Source organism: Kitasatospora sp. NPDC001664 (genome assembly GCF_053596675.1).
This window is the reverse complement of the sequence record NZ_JBSFGS010000017.1, coordinates 101,881-122,667: the sequence shown is the minus strand read 5'-3', so window position 1 is coordinate 122,667 and position 20,787 is coordinate 101,881. Positions and strand designations below refer to the sequence as shown.

Below are 20,787 nucleotides of genomic sequence, written 5' to 3'. Positions count from 1 at the left end.
CCCGCCGTTGCCCGGGCCCGCCTTCCGGCGAGGGCCCGGGCAGCGGCACTCACGCCGAGCGCAGCGCCTCCGTGGGCGAGGCCCGCGCCGCCCGCAGCGCGGGGTAGATCCCCGCCACCGCGGCCACTGCCACCGCCACCGCGGGCCCGGCGAGCAGGGTGTAGGGCGGGACGGTGGCCGGCCAGCCCTGGGCCAGCGCGTAGCCGTACACGGTGAGGCCGCCCAGCAGCAGGCCGCCGACGCCGCCGACGAAGCCGGTCAGCACCGCCTCCAGCAGGAACTGCGCCGCGATCTGGCCGCCGCGCGCGCCCAGTGCCCGCCGCAGCCCGATCTCACCCCGGCGCTCCATCACGCCCACCACCATGGTGTTGGCGATGCCGACCCCGCCCACCAGCAGCGCCACCGCGGCCAGCGCCAGCACCAGCCCGGTGAGCGCGGAGCGGGTCTCGGCCCGGGCCGCCAGCAGGTCCGAGGGGCGGCTGACCGCCACCGTGGCCGGGCTCGCCGGGTTGGCGCTGGCCGCCGCCACCGCCTGGACCTGCGGGACGCGTTCGGGGTGCGAGCGCAGGTAGACGGTGGCGGCGGTGCCGTCCGCGCCGAGGTGGGCGACCGCCTGCGGCCAGCCGACCAGGGCCGTGGTGGCGAGCTCGGGCGCCAGCTCGTTCGGCGCCAGCACGCCGAGCACGGTGTACCACTGGCCGCCCAGCCAGACCCGCTCGCCCGGGGCCCTCACGCCGAGCCGCTCTGCGGTGCGGTCACCGAGCACGGTGACCGGGAGGTTCTCCGCGGCCGCGTCCAGCCAGCGCCCGCTGCCCAGGGTGGCGTGCAGCACCTCCAGCAGGTTCAGCCGGGCGGCCAACACCGTGATGCTGTTGGTCTGTTGGGGCGGGACCAGGTCGTTGCGGTAGACCTCGGCCCGGGTGGCACCGGTCGCGGTGACCTGCTGGACGGGGCCGATCGCAGCGAGCATCGTCTCGGCGGTGGGCGGCAGCGGCACCGGCCGCTGGTCGCTGCCCTTGCCCGGGGTCACAGTGATCAGGTTGGAGCCGAGCCGGTCCAGCCTGCTCAGCAGGTGCTCCTGGTTGGAGCTGGAGATCCCGGTGACCGCGACCACGGCGGCGATGCCCAGCGCGATGCCGAGCGCGGACAGCGCGGTCCGCAGCCGCCGGGTGCGCGGCCCGATCATGCCGAGCCGGAGCAGGTCGACGGGGCGCAGCCTGACCCGCCGTCGGCCCGGGTCCTGACGGGTCGCCTGACGCGGCTCCTGGCGGGGTTCCTGACGGGGCTTCACACGCCACCTCCGGCCCTCGCGGGCCCGCGTTCGTCGAAGGCGATACGCCCGTCGTGGATGCCGACCCGCCGGGGGAAGGAGGCGGCCAGCTCGCGGTCGTGGGTGATCACCACGACCGTGGTGCCGTCGGCGTTCAGGGTCCGCAGCAGCTCGACCACGCCCTCCCCGGAGGCGCTGTCCAGCGCCCCGGTGGGCTCGTCGGCGAGCAGCAGGGCCGGGCGGCCGACCAACGCCCGGGCGATGGCGACCCGTTGGCGCTCACCGCCGGAGAGCTGGTCGGGGTGGTGGTCCAGCCGGTGGCCGAGGCCGACGGAGCGCAGCGTCTCCACCGCCCGCGCCCGGCGCTCGGCCGCCGGGGCGCCCCCGTAGAGCAGACCGGTGGCCACGTTCTCCACCGTGCTGAGCCCGGGCAGCAGGAAGAACTGCTGGAAGACGAAGCCGATCCGGTGCGCCCGCAGCGCGGCCAGCTCGGGCTCGGAGAGCCCGGCCAGGTCCCGGCCCTCGAACCGCAGCCGGCCGGAGCTGGGCCGGTCGAGCGAGCCGAGCAGGGCGAGCAGCGTGGACTTGCCGGAGCCGGACGGGCCGACCACGGCGAGCAGTTCACCGGCCTCGACGCTCAGGTCGACCTCGTGCAGCACCCGCAGCGGCGGAGCGCCCGGGTACTCCTTGACCACACCGGACAGCTCCAGCACGGGAGGCGTGAACTCATCTGTCCGGGAGGTCACTTGGGGATCACCACCTGGGCACCGGCCGCCACGTCCCCGGTGATCTGGGCCTTGGCGTCGGCGATCAGCCCGAGCTGGACCCGGACCAGCCGGGTGGCCCCGCCCTCGGAGACCCGCACCCCGTAGCCCCCGCCGTCCAGCGCGAGCAGCGCGGTGACGGGGACGATCAGCGCGTGCTCGGCGGTGTCGCCGACCACGCTGACCGTCACCGCCGAGGGCCCGGCCTGCTGGGCCTTCTCCTGGCCGTCCAGCACCAGGGTGGCGGTGGTCTTGGCCCCCGGTCCGTCCGAGCCCCCGGCCGCCTTGTCGTCTCCGCCCGCCGAGCCGCGCACCAGCGAGCGGACCCGGCCGTCGACGGTGGAGCCGTCGGCCAGTCTGATCCGGACCCGCCCGTCGGGCTTGAACCGGGAGACCTGGTTCTCGGCGGGCTGCACGGTGACCACCAGGTCGGTGCGGGTCACGGTCAGGACCGGGCCGCTGCCGAGGGCCGAGCCGAGCTGGGCACCGAGCTGCTGGATGCGCACCGCCTTCTCCGGCAGCATGACCACGCTGCCGAGCGCCACCGTGCCGGTCTCCCTGACGCCCAGTGACTTCTGCCAGCGCTTCACGGCCGTGGCGGTGTCCGGGGTGAACTTCCGGTCGGCGGTCAGGCCGAGCCCCTTGGCGAGGCCGAGGTCGATCAGGTTGCGCTTCAGCTGCTCGACGTCCGGCCCCTCGGGCACCTCCGGCCCCAGGTCCCGCCAGAGCGGGCGCTGACCGGTCATCAGCACCACCGGCTGCCCGTCGCTCTCGTAGAGCCGCTCCCCCGCCCGGACCACCGCGCCGACGGCGGGCAGCGCGGTGAGCACACCCTTCCCGGCGGCGGCCACCTGGACCGGCGCGTCGTGCACCAGCGTGCCGGTGAGCTGGATGCTGCTGGACAGCGATCCCTGTTCGACCGTCACCAGGTCGAAGGCCACGGCGGCCGGCCCGGCGGCCGCTCCGCCGCGCTCCCACGGCGCGCCCAGCGCGGCCGCGGTGCCGCCGGCCGCGACCACGGCCACCAGCACCGGGACCACGAGTCGGCGCCGCCCGCGGGCCTCCTCCCCGCGTGTCACGCTCACTCCCCGATCCGGTAGCCGGGCATCGGGAACCGCTCGTCGCAGGCCTTGCCCGCCACGCTCCACTTCGTGGCGTCGAACACCGCGCGCGGGATCACCACGATCCCGTCCTTCGGGTCCGGGTCCGGCATGTCGGGGTAGCCGTTCTGCCGCACGCAGGCCACCCACTTGCGGCCCATCTCGACGAACTTGGCCTTGTTCGCCTGCTGCACCTGGTGGATGCCGGGCACCTTCTCGTCGCAGATCCGGGTCGCGGTCTCGTAGCCCTCCGGCAGGCCGGTGTCGGTGCGCGCGGCGGGGAAGCCGATGTTGCCGTCCTTGTCCTGCTCGACACCGGTCTGCCCCTGCTTGTGCATGCAGTCCACCCAGGCCCGGCGGACCTGGTCGTCGTCCTGTGGCTTCGCCCGCCCCGAGCCGCCGGCCCCGGCGACCTCGGGCGCGGCGCTCCCCGACGAGCAGCCGGCCGTCAGCAGCACCGCGACGGCAGCGGCGGCGCCGATCCACCGGACGCCCCTCCTCGAATTGCTCTCCATGTCCACTCTCCCTGGCTGTCTCGGATGACCTCCACCAGGTCTACGGGCCGCGCGGTGAGGCACCGGTGACTGCGCGCCTAACCGGCGGCTAACGCCGGGCCCGGCAGGCTGGGGCCCAGGGGCCGTCTCACCGTTCGGGTCGGGCCCGGCCCGTCCGGCACCCACGCCCACCGCGGGCCGTGCACGCGCCGGGCGGCCCGGCCCGGTCCGATGCGAACGGTGAGACGGCCCCCGTGGCCGGAAACGGGAGAGCGAACGGAGCGGGACGGGTCATGCGGGTGCTGATTGTCGAGGACGAACGGGAGCTGGCCGCGATGCTCGCCGAGGGGCTGCGCGGCGAGGGCATGCTCTGCGACGTCGCCCACGACGGCCTGGAGGCGCTGCGGCGGACCGGCGAGGCCGACTACGACGTGGTGATCCTCGACCGCGACCTGCCCGCGCTCGGCGGTGACGCCGTCTGCCGGGCGCTGGCCGCCGCCGGGCACCCGGCCAGGATCCTGATGCTCACCGCCGCCGGCTCGCTCTCCGACCTGGTGGAGGGCCTGGGCCACGGGGCGGACGACTACATGGCCAAGCCCTTCTCCTACCTCGAACTGGTCGCCCGGCTGCGGGCGCTGGGCCGCCGCACGGCCGCCAACCGCGCCCCGGTGGTGCTCAGCCGGCGCGGCATCAGCCTCGACACCGTTCGCCGGGTGGCCGAACGGGACGGCCGGCCGCTGCAGCTGACGCCGCGTGAGCTCGGCGTGCTGGAGGAGCTGCTGGCCGCCGACGGCGCGCCGGTGGCCACCGAGGACCTGCGGGAGCGGCTGTGGGACACCGCCGTCGACCCGGCCACCACGGCCGTCCGCGTCACGGTGCACGCGCTGCGCCGCAAGCTCGGCGACCCACCGCTGATCGTGCACGACCCCGGCTTCGGGTACCGGCTGTGAAGCGCCCCGGGAGGCCCGGCCGGCTGCCGCTGCGCGGCCGGCTGGCCCTGGTCACCACCGGGGTGTTCGCGGTGCTCGGCTGCGGGATGCTCGCGCTGAACCTGCTGAGCGCCCGTCAGCTCATCCAGGCCAACCGGGACCTGCTGAGGCCGTTGCCCCTGGAGCCCGCGACGCCCGTCGTCCCCTCCCCGGAGACCGGCTTCCCGGCGCCCGAGGGCGGTGTCCCGACGTCCGGGAGCAGCACCCCGGCCGCCCTGACCACCCCGGCCCAGGGCTTCGACGACTTCCGCAACACCATCCTCTCCGACCTGCTGACCCGCTCCCTGCTGCTGCTCGCCGTCTTCACCCTGCTGGCCGCGCTGCTGGCCTGGTGGGCCGGACGCCGCTCGCTGGCCCGCCTGCACCAGGTCACCGCCACCGCCCGCCGGATCAGCGCCGACCGCAGCCTGGACGAGCGGCTCGCGCTGGACGGGCCGTACGACGAGATCCGCGAGCTCGGCGACACCTTCGACGCCATGCTCGACCGCCTGGGCCGCGCCTTCACCGCGCAGCGGCGGTTCACCGCGCTCGCCTCGCACGAGCTGCGCACCCCGCTGACCGTGCAGCGCACGGCGCTGGAGATCCCGCTCGCCCAGGGCCGGGTGCCGGACGGCCTGCGGCCCGCGGTGGAGCGCGCGCTGGCCGCCAACGCCCGTACCGAGAGCCTGATCTCGGCCCTGCTGACCCTGGCCCGGGGCGAGAGCGGCACCCTGCACCCGCGGCGCACCGACCTGGCCGACGCCGCCTCGGCGGCGGCCCGCGAGCTGGCCGAGGAGGCCGGCACCGCCGGGGTGGCGCTGACCGTCTCCCCGGACCCGGCTCCGCTGGAGGGTGACCCGGAGCTGCTCCACCAGCTGGTGCTCAACCTGTTGGCCAACGCCGTCCGGCACAACCACCCGGGCGGCACCGCGGAGCTCAGGACCGGATCCGCCGACGGCGCCGCCCTCCTGACGGTCACCAACTCCGGGCCGGTGCTCGACCCGGAGGAGGTCCCGGCGCTCTTCACACCGTTCCACCGGGGCCGTGCCCGCGCCCAGGGCTCGGGCGGCTCGGGGCTCGGCCTGGCGGTGGTCGAGGCGGTCACCACCGCGCACGGCGGCACGGTCACCGCCACCGCGCGCCCCGGCGGAGGGCTCACCGTCCGTGTCCGGCTGCCCTCCTGACCCGGCGACGGCCCGATCGGGCCGTCGCCGGGCCGGAGCCGGCGCAGGATCAGAACTGCTGCACGAAGTACGGCTCGACGGTCATCCAGCCGTTGCCCCGGGCGCCGTTGAGGCGGCCCGAGCTGCCCCGCGCGAGGGTGTACCAGGACTCCACGTAGTCCGGGTCGTCCACCCACCAGGAGGCGGGCATGGCGCCGAGCACCGCGTTCACCAGCGGGATGTACGCGCCCTGGTCGGCGATGGTGAGCAGCACGGCGGCGATCGCCTGGGCGAGGGCCAGGTAGTTGGTGTCGCCGTCGTCCTCCATCAGGACCACGTCGGCCAGGTTGTACTTGTAGTTCGACCAGTTCACCACGATCTGGTTCGGGTAGTAGGTGGTGCCGTCGTACTGGAGGTACGGCATGGCCACCGAGTCGACCCGGACCTTGCCGTCCAGCCCGAAGCCGCTCACCAGCGCGAACATCTCGGCCGCGCCCTTGAACCAGGGCTCCTCGTCGTCCGACACCCGCACCGAGGTGATCTTCGTGCCCCACCAGCCGCCGGACAGGGCCTGCGCGGCCTCCGCCGGGGCGATGCCCCGGGCGCCCAACTCCCGCTGCAGCACGGCCGTCCCGGCCGCCAGGGCCTTGGCCCCGTCGAGGTCGACCAGGTACACCGGGCGGGCGGGCAGCTCGGCCGTGGCGAGCTCGTGCGCCCGACCGGCGCTGTCGTACGCCCGCACCGTGCGGGCGTGGTCGTCGGTCACGGCGGTCGCCACCAGCGGCTCGGCCCCCGCGGCCAGCGCGCCGCGCATCGAGGGGTCGGCCAGCTGGACCCGCAGCAGCGGGCCGAGGTCGGCGCCCAGGCCCTTCGCCGAGGCGATGCTCCGGTCCGCCTTCGCGGTGGCCTCGGCCAGTCCGCGGGCGGCGGGGCCCGCCGCAGCGGCCGCGAGCGGTGCCAGCGCGGCGGGGGCGTCGGTGGTGGCGGTCGCGGCGCGCACGCGCTCCCGCACGGCCGGGTCGGCGAGGGCGGAGGCGAGGGTGCGGGCGACCCCGTCCTCGATCGCCGCCACCCGGGAGGCGGAGTGTCCGGCGGAGGCGGGCACGGGCAGCGGGGCGGGGGCGGCCAGGGCCTGGCCCGCGCCGAGGGCGAGCAGGGGCAGGGCCGCGAGGGTGGCGGCGGCGCGGCGCAGGCGGGTGTGACTGCGGGGCATGCGGGATCTCCAGACTCGTCGGGTGAGGGCGTCGGAGCGGTGGAGCAGCGCCGGGGATCAAGAACGTCGGCGCCATGACAAGTGAAGGGCCAACCCGGCCCCAGTTCAAGCCCCGGGACGGCGAACGCCCGGTCCGCAACACGTGAACGCGCATAGACGGGAAACCTCCCGCCCGCCCGGCCGCCCCCTCTCCGGCAACCCTGGCGTTGTCCGGCGCGAGCCCTCCGCGACCGCCTAGCATCCCCGCCATGAGCATCGACGGGTACTACGCGCGCCTCTCCCCCACCGACCTCGGGCGGGCCCTCGCCGACCCGGACACGGCAAGGGAGTTGACCGATCCGCAGGAGCAGTCCCCCGACCGGCGGCACTGCGTCGGCCCGTACTGGGACGCCATCGCCTTCCTGCTCCGCCGCCGCGGCTTCCCGGTGGACCTGGTGCGCGGCGGCACCGAACTCACCGGCGCGGCCGACCTCGGCTTCGGCCCGCCCCGCTACCTGACGCCCGACCAGGTCCGCTGCGCGGTCGAGGCCCTGGAGGCCGTCACCCCCGACGCCCTCGCCCAGGACGTCACCGGCGCCGACCTCACCGCCGCCGGCGTCCACCCCCTCTCCCACTGGGACCACGACGGCTCCCTCGACTCCGCCGCCGGCGCCTACCAGGACCTGCTCGCCTTCCTCCGTACCACCGCCCGTTACCACCAGGCCGTACTCTTCTGGACGGCCTGACCACCCGTCACCACGCAGCAGGGAGCACCCGTGGAGGACCCCGAGTTCACCGTCACGGTGGACCGCGCCCCGCCCTCCGGCACCGCGCCCCTCCTGGAGGTCCGGGCGATCACCGACCTGAGCCTCTGGCAGAGCCGACGCCTCCTGGACGGCCCGCTGCCCGCTCCCCTGATGCCCCCGGTCCAGGTGGACGCCGCCCTCGACGCCGCCCGCCGCCTGCGCGCGACCGGCGTGGAGGTCTCCGTCGACTGCACCGCCTGCCACCGCAGGCTCCCCGCCGACGGCACCCTGCTGGACCCGGGCCCCTGCGCCGAGCTCCCGTGGCTCATCACGGCCCACTGCCGCGCCAACTCGCTCACCTCCTGCGACTGCTGGTTCTGCACCGACCACGGACCGATGACCGGCTACACCGTCTGACGCCCGCCCGGGCCCCGGTCCGCTCCTCGCCCGGGGACCTGGCGGGATCCGGACCTCCGCTGGCGCTCACGCTCCTGGCCCGGCCCGGCTCCGCCGAGCCATGATCGGGGCACCCCCGAGCGTCAGGAGTCCCCGTGCCCGCCAGCGCAGTCCGCCAGGTCCCCCACGCCCCCCACGTCCGCCGCGCCCGCCCCGACGACCTCCCCCGGATCGCCGAACTGGCCGCCGAGCACGCCGCCTACGAGCGGGCCGCCCCGCCCCCGGCCGACCTCGCCGACCGCCTGGCCCGGCTGCTCTTCGACGCACCGTCACCCCGCCTGCGCTGCTTCGTCGCCGACCCGGGCGACGGTGGCGCCCCGATCGGCTACGCCACCTGCGCGCCCGAACTCTCCACCTGGGACGGCGCCGAGTACCTCCACCTCGACTGCCTCTTCCTGCGCGACGGCCACCGCGGCCACGGCCTCGGCGCCCGCCTGATGGACGCCGTCGTCACCGAGGCCCACGCCCTCGGCCTCGCCCAGGTCCAGTGGCAGACCCCGCCCTGGAACACCGACGCCATCCGCTTCTACGACCGCCTCGGCGGCCGCGCCACCACCAAGCAGCGCTACAGCCTGCCCACCACCGCGGTCGCGGCGGCCGGGGCCTGACCCACCGTCACACCCCGGCCGCCCGCGTCCGGTCGGCTACCCGGCCCGCTCCAGCCGGCAGCTCCCGCCCGCGCACTGCCGCTCCAGCCGCCCGCGCGAGACGGTCTGCACCAGCCCGAGCACCCAGCAGGCCGGACACCCCCGCAGTGCCAGCAGCCCCACCGGCAGGAGCAGCAGCGCCACCCACCCCACCACCGGCAGCAGCGCGAACGCACCCACCAGGGTGCCGAAGCCGATCCCTCCCCGGACGAGGTGCACCGGCAGGGACCGGCTCGCGTACGAAGGCCCCGGACTCCCCTTCACCGACACATCGTCCCCTCCCGCACCCGCTCCAGGTCCTCCCGCACCGCAGCCCGTGCCCGGTGCAGCCGCGACTTCATGGCCGACGTACTCAGCCCGAGCGCGTCGGCCACCGCCCGGCCCGGCAGCCCCTGGACGTCCCGCATGATCAGCACCCGCCGCTGGTCGTCCGGCAGCGCGGCCACGGCCGCGGCCACCCGCTCGACCTCCAGCCCCGCCAGCGCGTCCTCCTCCGCCGAGGGTGCGAGCGCCTCCGGGCCCGTCTCGCCCGCGTGCACCAGCTGACGCGCCCTCCGCAGGCACTCGTTGCGCACGATCCGGAACATCCACGAGGCCAGCGCCGCACTCACCCGCAGCGTGCCCACCTTCCGGAACAGCACGATCATCGCGTCCTGCGCCGCGTCCTCCGCGTCCTGGCTGCTGGCGCAGAGCGAGAAGGCGAACCGCCGCACGTGCGGGTACGCCCCGGCGACCAGCACCGCGATCGACGCCTCGTCACCCTCCTGCGCCGCCACCACCAGCCGCTCCGAGGGCCAGGCCCCGACCGCCCCCCTAACCACGCCGCCCCTTCCGCGCCCGCAGCACCACCACGCACGTGCACGTCAACACGGCCAGCACCACCACACCCACCACGACTCCGGTCATCGGACCTCCCGCACTCCGGCGGCCCCCTCGGGACCGCTCGACCATAAGAGGCCCACCACGCGAAAAGGATTCAGGCCACCGGCGGCCGTCAGTAGTAGCCCTCCATCAGCTCCGTGGCCCAGCCCGGCTGGACCTGCTCCCCGCGCGGCCCGAACTCCGCCATCCAGGGCTTGATGTCCAGCACCGGCGTGCCGTCCACGGCGTCGAGCCCGGCGACGTGGACGTCCAGGCCCTCCACCCGCAGCAGCACGCAGCGCGACACCCCGAGCCGGTTGGGCCGGTTCTTGCCGCGCTGCGCGAAGATTCCCACCAGCGGCCAGTCCTCGTTGCCGCGCGGGTGGCGGGCACCGGTCTCGACCCGCTCCGGCGGGACCCGGTCGAAGTGGAAGACCACCTCCAGGTGCGAGAACCCCTCCAGCCCGTACAACGCCTCGGGCCCGAAGCGCGCGGCGTCCAAGCGGATCACCGCCTCCACCCCCGCCCAGTCGTCGTCCTCCACCGGCACCCGACCGCCGACCACCTGGCCGACGGGCTCCAGTCCGATCACATCCGCCCCCTTCACCCGAGTCATGATCACGCCCTGCGCCCCGAACCCTACGACGCCCGCGCCCCGACCGTAGCGGCCCGGTCAGAGTCGACGGCCCGCGCCTAGCTCCAGCCGCTCGCCGGCGAAGCGTTCGCGGAAGGCCCGGTCGTGGGAGACGGCGAGGGCGCTCTGGAGGTCCTCGACCAGGTCGAGGGCGATGTGGTTGGTCGGCTCGTCGAGGATCAGGAGGTCGGCCGGGTTGGTCACCAGGATCGCGATCTGGAGGCGGCGCTGCTGTCCCGCGGATAGTGCGGCCACCGGGACGTACAGGTCCTCCGCGCGGAACAGCCCCAGCGAGAGCAGCACTTCGGCGTGCTCCTCCGGAAGCCCTGGTCGGCCGGCCGCGAAGGCCGCCAACAGCGGGCGGCGGCTGAAGCGCACGGGCAGCTCCTGCGCGAGGTACCCGATCCGGGCGGGGCGGCGGACGACGCCCTCGTCCGGCTCCAGGTCACCGGCCAGCACGCGCAGCAGGGTGCTCTTCCCCGCCCCGTTCTCACCGGTCACCAACAGCCGCCCACCCTGGCGGACCACCAACTCCCCCTCCAGGGCCAGCCGTTGACCGACCCGTACCCCCACGAGCTCCGCGAGGGAACCGTCCGCACGGCCCCCACCCGCCCCACCCGGCACTCCCGCCGCGAACCGCAGCGGCACCGGCGGCCGCGCCACCGGATGGCGCCGCAGCCAGGCCAGCCGCTCGCGCGCCGACCGCACCTGCCCGCCGAGCTTCGCCTCGCTGGAGCGCCGGTGCTTGCCGAAGCCCTGCTTCGGGTCCGGCGCCGTGGTGGCGAGCCGCCGGGCCGCCGCCGCCAACAGCTCCTCCGTGCCGGCGAGTTCCTCCGTCCACTCCGCGTACCGCTGCTCCGCCCCGCGCCTGGCGGCGGCCTTCGCGGCCCGGTAGCCGGCCCAACCGTCGCCGTAGCGCCGCACGGTGTGCTCCTCACGGTCGACCTCGAGGATCGTGGTGGCGATCCGCTCCAGGAAACCCCGGTCGTGGGTGACCGCGACGACGGTGCCCCGGTGGGCCCGCAGGTGGTCCTCCAGCCAGGCCACGGCCGCCGCGTCGAGGTGGTTGGTCGGCTCGTCCAGCAGCAGCAGTTCGGGGGCGGCGGCCAGCACGCAGGCCAGCGCGAGCCGCGACTGCTCCCCTCCGGACAGCGAACCGAGCACCCGCTCCCGGGTGATCCCGGTCAGTCCGAGCCCGTGCAGCGCGGCGTCCACCCGGGTGTCGGCCAGGTACCCGCCCCGCTCCTCGAAGGCTGTCAACAGGTCGCCGTACACGGCGAGTTCGTCGTCCGAGGCATCGGCGAGCTCCGCCTCGACCTCGCGGAGCCGCCGCTCCATGCCGCGCAGTTCGGCCAGCGCGAGGTCGACGGCGTCCTGCACGGTGCGGGACGGGTCGAGCGCCAGGGTCTGGGCGAGGTGGCCGGTGCCGCCGGGGAAGGCCACCGTCACCTCACCGTCGTCGGGCGCCTCCGCCCCGGCGAGCAGCCGCAGCAGGGTGGACTTCCCGGAGCCGTTCTCCCCGACCACGGCCGCCCTCTCGCCCGGACGGACGGTGAAGGAGACCTGGTCGAGGACGGTACGGGTGCCGTAGGACTTGGTGAGGTCACGGACGGACAGCTGCGCCACGGCGGCGGCAGCGGGCATGACGGAACGGGCGCGAGCGCGCATGGGTGCTTTCCTCTGGGTCTGCGGAGGTACGACGGGCTGCGGAGGCGGCGGGATCGCCGTGCCCGGACTCAGACGAAGAAGAGGAAAGCCATGGCCTCACCGTAACAGGACGGACCGTCCCGCCTCGATCCGTTTTCTCCGCCGGTCCGTCAGGCGCGCAGCTCGTACCAGGGGCGGGTCGACTGCTCGGCCGGGGTGCCGTCCAGGACGTGGGCGGTACGGGCGGCCGGGTCGAGCAGGACGGTGGCCAGGCTGGCCCAGCGCTGGCCCAGCGGACTGCCCGGGGCGGGCAGACAGGTGACGGGCGGTTCGCCGGGGCCGGTGACCAGGAGACGGAGCAGCTCCTGGCCCGTGGTGGCGGCCGGCTCGCGGGTGAGGCGTTCGTCCAGGAACGCGTACCGCTCGCCGGAGTCCGGCTGGTAGAGGTGGCTCTTCTCCTCGGCGGCGGGGGCGGGGGTGAGGAAGTGGTTGGTCCGCAGCCAGGTGCCCTCGGTGAGGGCCGGGGCCTCGAAGACCCCGACGGGGCTGAGGTCCAGCAGGACCGCCCGCTCGCTGTCGAAGAGCATGAACGAACCGGAGGAGGTGACCGGAGCCGCGCGCAGCAGCTCGACGGCGTGGCCGACGCTCCCGGCCTCCTCCAGCACCAGTGCGGCCAGGACGTGCACGGGGACGCCGCCGAGGCGGTCGGCGTGGTGGCCGAGGATGTTGAAGTGCAGGGCCAGACCCGCGCTGTTGACCCCGATCTTGGCGAGGATGCCGTGCTCGGTGAGCCCGGCGTAGTCGTGGGCGGCGCCGGCGGAGTTGACGGTGTGCCAGTACGGGCTGAGCTCCACGTGCCAGTCCCAGGTCTGCACGCCGAGGTGGGTCCGCCGCCCGTCGGCGGCGGTCGACCGCCGCACCACGGTGGAGCACTCGCCCGGCGGGACGGTCCGCGAACGGGCCAGGATCTCGGTGCGGGCGTTGAGCGCCCCGACCTGCCAGGCCTCCACCCCCGCGCCCTCCGCGACGCCCTCGATCTGCTCGCGCAGGCCGGAACGGAAGTCACCGACGGCGTCCAGGGCGCGCAGCCCGTCCTCGCGGATCTCGGCGGACGTGATGCCGGAGGCGGCGAACAGCCGCCCGTACGCCTCGGAGGCGCCGGGGAGGGTGGCGGCGAGCTGCCGGCCGCGGGCGCGGCCGCGCTCGCGCGGGTCGGTGCCGGCGACCGCGACGTGGCGGCGGTGCTCGGGGCGGGCGAAGGGCTCGGTCATGTGCTTGCTCCAGGGAAGGGCCGGCGGAGGGTGCCGTCAGCCGGCGAAGGGTGTCAGTGGCCGACGGGCCGGTCGTCGGTCAGCGGTGGGCAACGGCCGTGGCCGGCGCCGGGGCCGCGGCGTGGAGCAGCGGCCGGCCGTCGACCAGGGTGGCGAGGACGGGGTTGACGGCCTGCTGATCGGGCGTCAGGTCGAGCGGGTCGGCGGCGAGGACGGTGAGGTCGGCGAGGTACCCCGGGGCGATCCGGCCGAGGCGGTCGCCGGCGCCGGCCGCGTGGGCGGCGGCCCGGGTCATCCCGGCGTAGGCCTCGCGCGCGGTGACGGCCTGGCCGGGCTGGACGGGGGCGGTGTCCGGGGAGTCCACCGGGCGGCGCAGTTGGGCGTCGGCGAGGGCCGCGCGGGGGTCGCCCTCGCCGATCGGCCAGTCGGAGCCGAGGGCGACGACGGCGCCGTGGTCGAGCAGGTCGCGGGTGCGCCAGCCGCGGGCGGCCCGTTCGGCGCCGATCCGGGTGGACCAGCCGTCGCTGTGGTCGGCCTTGGTCATCCGGGTGCCGTGGACGGGTTGCAGGCTCGCCACCACGCCGAGTTCGGCGAACCGGCCGAGCAGCTCGTCCGGCACCGACTCCAGGTGTTCGATCCGGTGCGGGCCGCCCGCCGCGGGGCCCGCCGCCTCGATGGCGTCGAGGGCGAAGCGGACGGCCCGGTCGCCGATGGCGTGGGTGGCGGTGGGGACGCCGAGGGAGGTGAAGTAGGCGAGCGCCCGGCGGTAGGCGTCCGGGTCCTTCCAGAGCGGGGCGTGGTTCTGGCCGTGCACGTCGGGGTGTTCGAACCAGGCGGAGCCGTTGTCGGCGGTGCCGTCGAGCATGAACTTCACGCCCTCAACCCGCCAGCGGCGCCCGCCCCGGCCCTGCAGCGCGGCGGTCTCGCGCCAGACCTCAGGGGTGGAGTCGGCGGGGACGAGCGGGGAGCAGCGGATCCGGAGCGGCAGGTCGGCGGTGCGCTCGATCTCCCGGTAGACCTCCTCGGAAGGGTCGGTGAAGTCGAGGGCGTGCAGGCCGGTGAGGCCCTGGGCGGCCATCCGGTGGAGCTGCTCCGCGACGTACCGCGCGGCCCGCGCCGGCTCCACCTCGGGGTAGTGCGCGAAGACCAGGTCCATCGCCTGGAGTTCGACCACGTACCCGGTCGGGCGTCCGTCCGGACCGACGGCGATCCGGGAGGCGTCGTCGAAGGTCTCGGCGCCGGTGAGCCCGGCCCGCGCCAGCGCGGCGGGGCTGACCACCAGGGCGTGGGCGTCACGGGTCATCAGCGAGACGGGGACGCCGGGGAACCGACGGCCGAACACCTCGCCGTCCGGCTCCCCCTCGAAGGCGTCGGGGTCCAGGTCGTAGCCCGTGACCCAGCCGCCGGGCACGACGGTGGCGGTCCGCTCGGTGACCGCCGCCAGCACCTGGTCCAGCGTGCTCAGGCCGGCCAGGCCGAGCCCGCTGCCGGTCTCGATGGCGCCCCAGACGGGGTGGGCGTGGGCGTCGGTGAGGCCGGGGGTGACGGTGGCTCCGGGGAAGTCCAACACCCGTGTGGCGCCGCCTCGGTGGCGGGCCACGAGCTCCTCGCCGCCGACGGCCAGGATGCGGCCGTCCCGGACGGCGACGACGTGCGCCCGATCGGCGACGGTGTCGAAGTTCTGGACCCGCCCGGCCCGGAGGATCAGGTCGGCTTCGGCGTACATGGGGGCCTTTCGGTGGTGGTGGTGGTGCGGTTCGAGCAACAGAGCAGTTCGGTAGACGAATTGATTCACCGGACGGAACGGTTCACCGCGGTCCGGCCGGCAGCGTCCCGAAGGCGCGCGCCAGCAGCCCGTACGCGGCGGCGGCGCCGACCACCCCCACCGGCACGGCGAGGTTCACCCCGCCGAGCGCCTCCGCCACCGGACCGGACCAGGTGCTGGCCCCGGCACAGACCACCGCGGCCCCGATCCCCACCAGTGTCGCGAGCACCCCGGCCGGGTTGATCCCGGCGCGGTACCAGTACGGGCTGCCGGGCCGCTCGTCCAGCAGTGCCCGGCCGTCGTACCGGCCGCGCCGCAGCAGCACGTCGGCGGCGAACACGCCCATGCACGGGCCGGTGACCACGACGACCAGCTCCATCATGGTGTTGACGGCGGTCAGGAAGTCGAAGACCAGCACCGCGAAGAGGGTCAACCCGGCCCCGACGGCACCCACCACCAGCACCGCGGCCGCCCGGGGCAGCCGGATGCCGATCGACTGCACGGACAGGCCGGCGCTGTACGCGGTCATCGCGTTGTTGGCCACCGTGTTGCCGACCACGCCGAGCGCGAACACCGGCACGAACCACCCGGGCATCACGCCCTCCAGCGCCCGCTGAGGGTCCGTCATGTCGAGACCGGTCGCCGCCAGCACCCCGACCACCGTGAACACCGCACTGGGGAGGTACGCACCGGCCGCGGTCCAGAGCGCCACGGCCCGCCGGCTGCTGTCCCTCGGCAGGTACCTGGCCAGGTCCGGGCTGTTGGCGTACGACAGCGGCGCGGAGGCCACCAGGGTGAACCCGGCCGCGAGCGCCGCCAGGTGTGCCGTCCCGCGCAGCGGCTCCGCCGGGACGTACGCCCAGTCCGCGCGCAGCACGACCAGCACCGAGACCACCACGAACACCACCGTCAGCAGCACGGTGAGCGCCGGGTAGAGCCGGACGATGGTGGCGTGCCCGAACAGCGCGACCAGCACGGTCACCGCGGCGATCACGCAGACGACCACCGCCTCGACGGCGGCCGAGGCGGGCAGCCCGACCAGCTCCGGCAGCCCGAGGGCGGCGACGGAGGCGGCCGACCAGTTGAGCGCCAGGTACAGCGAGGAGATCAGCCAGCCGGTCACCGCCACCACGGCCCGGTTGGCCCGGATTCCGTACATGGCACGGGAGATGACCGACCCGGCCGTCCCGGCGGCCGGTCCGCTGATGGCCACGTAGCCGGTGAGCAGCCAGAGCAGGTTGCCCGCGAGCACCACCGCGACGGCCTCGCCGAGCGGCAGCCCGAGGAGCACCAGGGCGGCGCCGACCACGAAGCTCAGGTAGCTGACGTTGGGCGCGGCCCAGACGGCGAAGAGCTCGGCGGGACGGCCGTGCCGATCGCCGTCCGGCACCTGGTCGATGCCGCGGGTCTCGACCTGGCCCGCGCGATCGCGCCCGGCGCCTTCACGAGCGGTGGGGGTGTGCGCCATGGGGGTGGCTTCCTTCACTGGGAGGGGAAGACGGCGGTGTCTCCGATGCCGCCGCACCCGCTGGGGGTGCGGGCGCGGCGGCGGAACCAGGCTTATTGGTCACAGCACCAATAGCCTGTTGGTGCGACATCCAATAGGCTGCTCGCCATGACGTCAAGCCCCGGCCCCCGGCCCGCCTCCGCCGCCCCGCGGACCCCGCGCACCCGCAAGGACCCCGCCGAACGACGGGCCGAGATCCTGGACACCGCGGCCGGCCTGGCCCTCACCGAGGGCCTCGAACGCGTCACCATGCAGCTGGTCGCCGACCGCCTCGGCGTGCGCCCGGGCCTGATCAGCCACTACTTCCCCGCGATCGAGACCCTGCTCTGCGAGGCCTTCACCCACGCCGCCACCCGCGAACGCACCGCCCTGCTCCCACCCGCCGAAGCCAACCTGCCGCCCCTGCGCCGCATGGCCCTCTTCCTCGACCGCGTCAGCAGCCCGGCCTTCACCGACCTCGACCGCCTGTGGCTCAACGCCCGCCACCTCTCCCGCTACCGCCCCGCCCTCCGCGAGGCCGTCGCCGCCCAGGAGTCCCGCACCCGCACCGAACTCACCCGGCTCATCCAGGACGGCGTCACCGCAGGCGAGTTCACCACCGACGACCCCGAAGCCGCCTGCCTCCTTCTCCTGGTGGTCATCGACGGCCTCGGCTCCTACGCCAACGACACCACCGACTACACCCACCCCACCCTCGCCACCCTCCCCCGCACCACCGCCGAACACCACCTCGGCCTCCCCCGCGGCACCCTCACCCCCTGACACCACCCGCGACGGCCCCGAACGGGAACCCCCGGGCGCCACGAGACAGCGGCCGGTGTCCGCAATGTCCTTGACGGGGTGTGTAATGGCGCCCGACCCGCTGCGACCCGGAGGTGCCGATGGCCCGCCTGCACATACGCCACGGACTCGACCCCGACGAGCCGGAGCTGCCCGTCGCCGTCCTCGTCGTCGATCCCGAACGCACCCCCGGGGAGCGCGCCGTGGCCCAACTCGGCACCCACTGCCACGAGGTGCACGGCTGGGCCTGCCTGTCGCAGACCGACGGCTGGGTCGAGCACGCACGCGACGGCGGCGACCTGACGATCGCCGTCGCCGTGTACCCGGCCACCCTGCTGACGGTCGGCGCGGACCCCGCCGACTTCACCGACCGCTCGACCGTCGACCCGGACGCCGTGATCGTCCTGCGCGCGCAGACCTCGGCCGCTCCCGACGCGTCCGTACAACTCGCCGAGGGGACCGCCGTCTTCACCGGCAGCCCGGACGCCCCCCTGGACGAGCTGATCGCCACCTACGACGACTGGCCGATGGTCCTCGCGCCCCCGCCCGCCTGACCCGACGACGAGGACACCGCCGCTCGGCCGGAGGGGTGCGACCGGCCGCGGCCGGCTGGTCGCCGTCCCGTGCAATGTTCCTCATGGTCGAGCACAAGCACCGTCATCGTCCCGGGCTCCTCTTAGGATGATCGGATTGGTGAGTGCGGCGACGTGCCCGTTGGGATGGCGGACCTCGATGCGGACGAACGCTGACTGCTCCGCTGTCGTGTCCCACTGCACCGCTCCCGCCCCGTCATCGGGGAGGGGGGCTCGGTGGACCTTTCCTCGATCGGTGTGAAAGCTGACGGTCCCCGCCACACCTCGTACTGTCGCGTGGACTTCCACAGGCCCACCATGAGTCGCGAGCCGCTCTCCCACCCCGGCAACGCGGCCGGCGGCACGGGCGGTGAACGACACGTCCACATCCGCCGACTCGGCGATCCAGCTGCGGACGGCGCGGATCCCGGCCAGGACTGCCTCTGTGCTCAGTTCCTCGGCGAAGACCACGGTGTGAGGGATTCCGATCTGCCCTTCCAAGTGGGTGTCGCTGTTGCCCATCGCCGGTCGCCAGGAGCCCGTGCGGAGGTCCGCCGCGAGGCTCCGCCCCCATTCGGCCAGGGCCGCCTCGTTGTCGGCATTCCAGGGCCGGTCCGAAGCCCACGGTCCGTTCCACACCTCCACCACGTCGAAGCCGAGGAAGGGGAACATGAAGTCGCCCGAGGGGTAGGGCGCATGCGGGTGCGCTGCAACGCACAGGCCCCCTGCTCGGTGCACCTGGTCCAGCCACTTGTCCACCAGCCCGTCCATGACCTGGTGGTTCCAGTCGACGACCTCGCCGGGATCGAGGCCGAGCGCGAGCCAGTGCCCGGTCCTCGTCGTCACCTCTTCGCCCAGAAGGATCAGAAAGTCATCGGCGGCCAGATGCCCCCAGGCACCCGGGGCCGCCGCTGAGTTGTGCTCCGTCGTCGCGATGAAGTCGAGCCCGGCCGCCCGCGCCCGGACAGCCAACTCCTCGGGTGTGAGTTCCCCGTCCGAGTGGACGGAGTGGACATGGCAGTCCCCGCGGTACCAGGCCGCCCCGCGTCCGACCGCCCGCGCCGAGGGAAAGCTCGAACTCGACAAGGTTCTCCTCCCAGAGTCCTGTCGAGCCAACGCGCCACCATGGGCAACCCGTTCCATCGCCCACTGAGCACCATCGCGGTCAGTGAGTCCGGGATCCCATGTCGTCCGCACCACGACGCACGGGGAGGCCGGAAGCGCGGACAGACCCGTGCGAGTGCACCCGAATGCCAGAACCCAGGACAGTGAGCCGTGCGGCCGTAGGATTCCCACTGGGCCGCTCCGACGGGTGCTCACAACGCTTGCCGCGCAACGAACACCCGACCACGGGGGCCGCACCGTGCCGTGGGCATGCCTGCTCCAGGAAGAGGTCGTGAGCCAGTGCCAGCAGTGACGCCACCCGGTGAGCCGCCGGTCGTCCGTGCCGAGGTCGTCGTCACCGGCGAGGTTGCCGAGGCCATCACGGCCTTGGCCAAGCTCCTCGGTCGAACCCCCGAGGAGCTCGCGATCGAGCACGCTGCCGGAATCTTCCCGATCCCCGACGGACCGAACAACCTGGACTGGGGCCTGTTCGACAGCGGCGAGCTCACGCCTCAGGAGCGCGCCACTCCCCTACTCGGCCTTGAGGACGCCTCCCGCGAGCAGCCCGACGGGGACGGCCAATGAACGGCGTCCTTCTGGCCGTGGCGGACACATCGGTCCTGTACGCGGCCTTCGACCGGCGCGACCCCGACCACCTCGCAGCCAACTCCGCCATGGGAGCAGCCCGCATCCTGGTGATTTCACCGATGGTCCTGGCGGAGCTGGACTACCTGCTCACCACCAAGGTGAGCGAGCGGATCGCGATCGAGGCCACACAGCGCATCAATGCACTTTCCCGAATGGGCATCGTGCGGATCCCGGCCATCACCACCGACCTCCAGCGCCAGACCGAAGACCTGATGCTGCAGTACGAGGGCCACGCGATCGGCCTGACCGACATGACGAACGCCGCACTCTGCTGGCAGCTCCCGAGACCGGTCATCCTCTCCCTGGACCGCCACTACCGCACCGTGATCGCCCCGCGGAACGCCGGGGAGAAGCCGATGGAGGTCCTCCCCGCCTGGTGAACCACCGTGCGCGGACAAGGTCAACTGCCGTTCGGAGCAATCGCGAACAACGGGGCCGACCACCTCCCGAACCGGTCGGCCGCGCCCCGTGGCACCCTGGCCCGTCCACCCGCGTTCAGCGCCGGAACAGCCCGCGCAGTCCCCGAGCCCTTGGCTTCTCGCCCTCCGGTTCGACGAGCCGGGTGGCAGCATGGACGGGGGCGGACTCCTCCAGCGCCCGTTCCACTACCGCGATGAAGGCCTCCGGGTCGGCGGCGGGGCCCGGGCCGAGGTTGAGGTGGCTGCCGTCGGCGGTCCATTCGCCGAGGACCGTGTACGGCTGACGGTCGATCGGGCTGACGCCGTGTTCGAGGGTCAGGTAGCGGCACTGCTCGGCCTCGCCGACCTGGACCACCGCCACCAGGTGCGCCTCGGACGGCGCCACCGCCGGCGGCAGGACGACGACCAGGGCCCGGTAGCCGTCGCGCCGGACCAGCTCGGCGGACAGACCGTCGGCGGGCAGGCGCTCCTCCTCCGGGAGCCTCTCGCCGTACCCCTCCCAGAGCTGCGTGAGCCCCCCGGTGAATCCGGCGTCCGGCTCGTGATCCAGCATCTGCGGCCCGAGGTCCCGTGCCAGCCCCGCCAACAGCCGGTGTGCGTAACGGTAGTGATGGGCCCTCGGCCCGGCCCCGTCGATCGTCGTCATGTCGATCATCATGGCCGCCCCGCCCGAACAGCGAGTGAACTGCCGGATGACGGTTCGCGGGCGCAGCACGGTACAGGGGTCCGAGCGGGGATTCCGGAGCTCCACAATCCCTTCGCGCACCCTCTCGGCCTGG

The 20,787-nt window shown here is 74.5% G+C and carries 23 protein-coding genes; 9 read left to right on the top strand and 14 right to left on the bottom strand.

Features of this window, described 5'->3' with window-relative positions; translation table 11 throughout:
• Positions 1 to 49 precede the first annotated feature (49 nt).
• From ACWCYY_RS24145 to ACWCYY_RS24130, 4 genes are read right to left on the bottom strand one after another with little or no spacing between them, the layout of a single operon-like run.
• The gene (locus ACWCYY_RS24145; RefSeq protein WP_345288125.1) at positions 50 to 1,291 is read right to left on the bottom strand and encodes an ABC transporter permease; all 1,242 of its coding nucleotides are present in this window, start codon (positions 1,289 to 1,291) and stop codon (positions 50 to 52) included.
• Positions 1,288 to 1,983, bottom strand: coding sequence for an ABC transporter ATP-binding protein (locus ACWCYY_RS24140; protein ID WP_449797211.1), 696 nt, complete (start codon positions 1,981 to 1,983; stop codon positions 1,288 to 1,290). Before ACWCYY_RS24140 ends, ACWCYY_RS24145 begins: the two co-directional genes overlap by 4 nt.
• A 29-nt stretch (positions 1,984 to 2,012) precedes the next feature.
• Complete coding sequence (locus ACWCYY_RS24135; protein ID WP_449797210.1) at positions 2,013 to 3,113, bottom strand: peptidoglycan-binding protein; 1,101 nt, start codon at positions 3,111 to 3,113, stop codon at positions 2,013 to 2,015.
• A gap of 2 nt (positions 3,114 to 3,115) precedes the next feature.
• Positions 3,116 to 3,649, bottom strand: coding sequence for a hypothetical protein (locus tag ACWCYY_RS24130; RefSeq protein ID WP_345288128.1), 534 nt, complete (start codon positions 3,647 to 3,649; stop codon positions 3,116 to 3,118).
• Positions 3,650 to 3,921: 272 nt separating this feature from the next.
• Between ACWCYY_RS24130 and ACWCYY_RS24125 the strand changes: the two genes are divergently transcribed.
• A complete protein-coding gene (locus tag ACWCYY_RS24125) occupies positions 3,922 to 4,578 on the top strand; it encodes a response regulator transcription factor (protein ID WP_449797209.1) in 657 nt (218 codons plus the stop codon).
• Complete coding sequence (locus ACWCYY_RS24120; RefSeq protein WP_380149802.1) at positions 4,575 to 5,780, top strand: sensor histidine kinase; 1,206 nt, start codon at positions 4,575 to 4,577, stop codon at positions 5,778 to 5,780. Before ACWCYY_RS24125 ends, ACWCYY_RS24120 begins: the two co-directional genes overlap by 4 nt.
• 49 nt (positions 5,781 to 5,829) lie before the next feature.
• On the opposite strand, the gene ACWCYY_RS24115 is transcribed toward ACWCYY_RS24120, so the two are convergent.
• Positions 5,830 to 6,972 (bottom strand): DUF3103 family protein, encoded by a 1,143-nt coding sequence (locus ACWCYY_RS24115; protein WP_449797208.1) that lies wholly within the window; start codon positions 6,970 to 6,972, stop codon positions 5,830 to 5,832.
• A gap of 248 nt (positions 6,973 to 7,220) precedes the next feature.
• On the opposite strand from ACWCYY_RS24115, the gene ACWCYY_RS24110 reads away from it, so the two are divergent.
• The 3 genes from ACWCYY_RS24110 (at position 7,221) to ACWCYY_RS24100 (ending at position 8,761) form a co-directional block, all read left to right on the top strand.
• A complete protein-coding gene (locus ACWCYY_RS24110) occupies positions 7,221 to 7,697 on the top strand; it encodes a YfbM family protein (protein ID WP_380149800.1) in 477 nt (158 codons plus the stop codon).
• 30 nt (positions 7,698 to 7,727) lie between these two features.
• A complete protein-coding gene (locus tag ACWCYY_RS24105; protein WP_380149799.1) occupies positions 7,728 to 8,114 on the top strand; it encodes a hypothetical protein in 387 nt (128 codons plus the stop codon).
• A gap of 134 nt (positions 8,115 to 8,248) precedes the next feature.
• On the top strand, positions 8,249 to 8,761 hold the full coding sequence (locus tag ACWCYY_RS24100; RefSeq protein ID WP_449797207.1) for an N-acetyltransferase family protein: 513 nt from the start codon (positions 8,249 to 8,251) through the stop codon (positions 8,759 to 8,761).
• Between the two features lie 36 nt (positions 8,762 to 8,797).
• Here the strand turns inward: ACWCYY_RS24100 and ACWCYY_RS24095 are convergent, their stop codons facing one another.
• The 7 genes from ACWCYY_RS24095 to ACWCYY_RS24065 form a co-directional block, all read right to left on the bottom strand.
• A complete protein-coding gene (locus tag ACWCYY_RS24095) occupies positions 8,798 to 9,064 on the bottom strand; it encodes a hypothetical protein (protein ID WP_449797206.1) in 267 nt (88 codons plus the stop codon).
• Complete coding sequence (locus ACWCYY_RS24090) at positions 9,061 to 9,621, bottom strand: RNA polymerase sigma factor (protein ID WP_449797205.1); 561 nt, start codon at positions 9,619 to 9,621, stop codon at positions 9,061 to 9,063. The genes ACWCYY_RS24095 and ACWCYY_RS24090 overlap by 4 nt, the downstream gene beginning before the upstream one ends.
• A 173-nt stretch (positions 9,622 to 9,794) precedes the next feature.
• Complete coding sequence (locus ACWCYY_RS24085; RefSeq protein ID WP_345288141.1) at positions 9,795 to 10,277, bottom strand: SAM-dependent methyltransferase; 483 nt, start codon at positions 10,275 to 10,277, stop codon at positions 9,795 to 9,797.
• A 57-nt stretch (positions 10,278 to 10,334) separates the two neighbouring features.
• Entirely contained in the window at positions 10,335 to 11,939 is a 1,605-nt protein-coding gene (locus ACWCYY_RS24080; RefSeq protein ID WP_449797263.1) for an ABC-F family ATP-binding cassette domain-containing protein, read from the bottom strand.
• A 173-nt stretch (positions 11,940 to 12,112) separates the two neighbouring features.
• Entirely contained in the window at positions 12,113 to 13,213 is a 1,101-nt protein-coding gene (locus ACWCYY_RS24075) for a C45 family autoproteolytic acyltransferase/hydolase (RefSeq protein ID WP_449797204.1), read from the bottom strand.
• A 79-nt stretch (positions 13,214 to 13,292) separates the two neighbouring features.
• Entirely contained in the window at positions 13,293 to 14,939 is a 1,647-nt protein-coding gene (locus ACWCYY_RS24070; RefSeq protein ID WP_449797203.1) for an amidohydrolase, read from the bottom strand.
• A gap of 82 nt (positions 14,940 to 15,021) precedes the next feature.
• On the bottom strand, positions 15,022 to 16,446 hold the full coding sequence (locus ACWCYY_RS24065; protein WP_449797202.1) for a purine-cytosine permease family protein: 1,425 nt from the start codon (positions 16,444 to 16,446) through the stop codon (positions 15,022 to 15,024).
• Between the two features lie 147 nt (positions 16,447 to 16,593).
• Here ACWCYY_RS24065 and ACWCYY_RS24060 point away from each other — a divergent pair, with 147 nt between their 5' ends.
• Positions 16,594 to 17,247: a TetR/AcrR family transcriptional regulator gene (locus ACWCYY_RS24060; protein WP_449797201.1), complete on the top strand. Its 654-nt coding sequence runs from the start codon at positions 16,594 to 16,596 to the stop codon at positions 17,245 to 17,247.
• Positions 17,248 to 17,366: 119 nt separating this feature from the next.
• On the top strand, positions 17,367 to 17,819 hold the full coding sequence (locus tag ACWCYY_RS24055) for a hypothetical protein (RefSeq protein ID WP_449797200.1): 453 nt from the start codon (positions 17,367 to 17,369) through the stop codon (positions 17,817 to 17,819).
• A gap of 81 nt (positions 17,820 to 17,900) precedes the next feature.
• Here the strand turns inward: ACWCYY_RS24055 and ACWCYY_RS24050 are convergent, their stop codons facing one another.
• On the bottom strand, positions 17,901 to 18,923 hold the full coding sequence (locus ACWCYY_RS24050) for a CehA/McbA family metallohydrolase (protein WP_449797199.1): 1,023 nt from the start codon (positions 18,921 to 18,923) through the stop codon (positions 17,901 to 17,903).
• A gap of 327 nt (positions 18,924 to 19,250) precedes the next feature.
• Between ACWCYY_RS24050 and ACWCYY_RS24045 the strand changes: the two genes are divergently transcribed.
• Together ACWCYY_RS24045 and ACWCYY_RS24040 are read left to right on the top strand one after the other, a co-directional pair.
• Complete coding sequence (locus tag ACWCYY_RS24045; RefSeq protein WP_449797198.1) at positions 19,251 to 19,526, top strand: hypothetical protein; 276 nt, start codon at positions 19,251 to 19,253, stop codon at positions 19,524 to 19,526.
• 17 nt (positions 19,527 to 19,543) lie between these two features.
• The gene (locus ACWCYY_RS24040; RefSeq protein WP_449797197.1) at positions 19,544 to 19,969 is read left to right on the top strand and encodes a type II toxin-antitoxin system VapC family toxin; all 426 of its coding nucleotides are present in this window, start codon (positions 19,544 to 19,546) and stop codon (positions 19,967 to 19,969) included.
• A 115-nt stretch (positions 19,970 to 20,084) separates the two neighbouring features.
• Here ACWCYY_RS24040 and ACWCYY_RS24035 read toward each other — a convergent pair whose 3' ends face one another.
• Positions 20,085 to 20,654 (bottom strand): hypothetical protein, encoded by a 570-nt coding sequence (locus ACWCYY_RS24035; RefSeq protein WP_345282653.1) that lies wholly within the window; start codon positions 20,652 to 20,654, stop codon positions 20,085 to 20,087.
• Positions 20,655 to 20,787: the final 133 nt, after the last annotated feature.

Excerpts from the sequence above, each read along its gene's own strand:
- ACWCYY_RS24130 (WP_345288128.1), bottom strand. The coding sequence starts at position 3,649 with ATGGAGAGCAATTCGAGGAGGGGCGTCCGGTGGATCGGCGCCGCCGCT.
- ACWCYY_RS24125 (WP_449797209.1), top strand. The coding sequence starts at position 3,922 with ATGCGGGTGCTGATTGTCGAGGACGAACGGGAGCTGGCCGCGATGCTC.
- ACWCYY_RS24115 (WP_449797208.1), bottom strand. The coding sequence starts at position 6,972 with ATGCCCCGCAGTCACACCCGCCTGCGCCGCGCCGCCGCCACCCTCGCG.
- ACWCYY_RS24110 (WP_380149800.1), top strand. The coding sequence starts at position 7,221 with ATGAGCATCGACGGGTACTACGCGCGCCTCTCCCCCACCGACCTCGGG.
- ACWCYY_RS24085 (WP_345288141.1), bottom strand. The coding sequence starts at position 10,277 with ATGACTCGGGTGAAGGGGGCGGATGTGATCGGACTGGAGCCCGTCGGC.
- ACWCYY_RS24080 (WP_449797263.1), bottom strand. The coding sequence starts at position 11,939 with ATGCCCGCTGCCGCCGCCGTGGCGCAGCTGTCCGTCCGTGACCTCACC.
- ACWCYY_RS24075 (WP_449797204.1), bottom strand. The coding sequence starts at position 13,213 with ATGACCGAGCCCTTCGCCCGCCCCGAGCACCGCCGCCACGTCGCGGTC.
- ACWCYY_RS24070 (WP_449797203.1), bottom strand. The coding sequence starts at position 14,939 with ATGTACGCCGAAGCCGACCTGATCCTCCGGGCCGGGCGGGTCCAGAAC.
- ACWCYY_RS24065 (WP_449797202.1), bottom strand. The coding sequence starts at position 16,446 with ATGGCGCACACCCCCACCGCTCGTGAAGGCGCCGGGCGCGATCGCGCG.
- ACWCYY_RS24060 (WP_449797201.1), top strand. The coding sequence starts at position 16,594 with ATGACGTCAAGCCCCGGCCCCCGGCCCGCCTCCGCCGCCCCGCGGACC.
- ACWCYY_RS24055 (WP_449797200.1), top strand. The coding sequence starts at position 17,367 with ATGGCCCGCCTGCACATACGCCACGGACTCGACCCCGACGAGCCGGAG.
- ACWCYY_RS24035 (WP_345282653.1), bottom strand. The coding sequence starts at position 20,654 with ATGACGACGATCGACGGGGCCGGGCCGAGGGCCCATCACTACCGTTAC.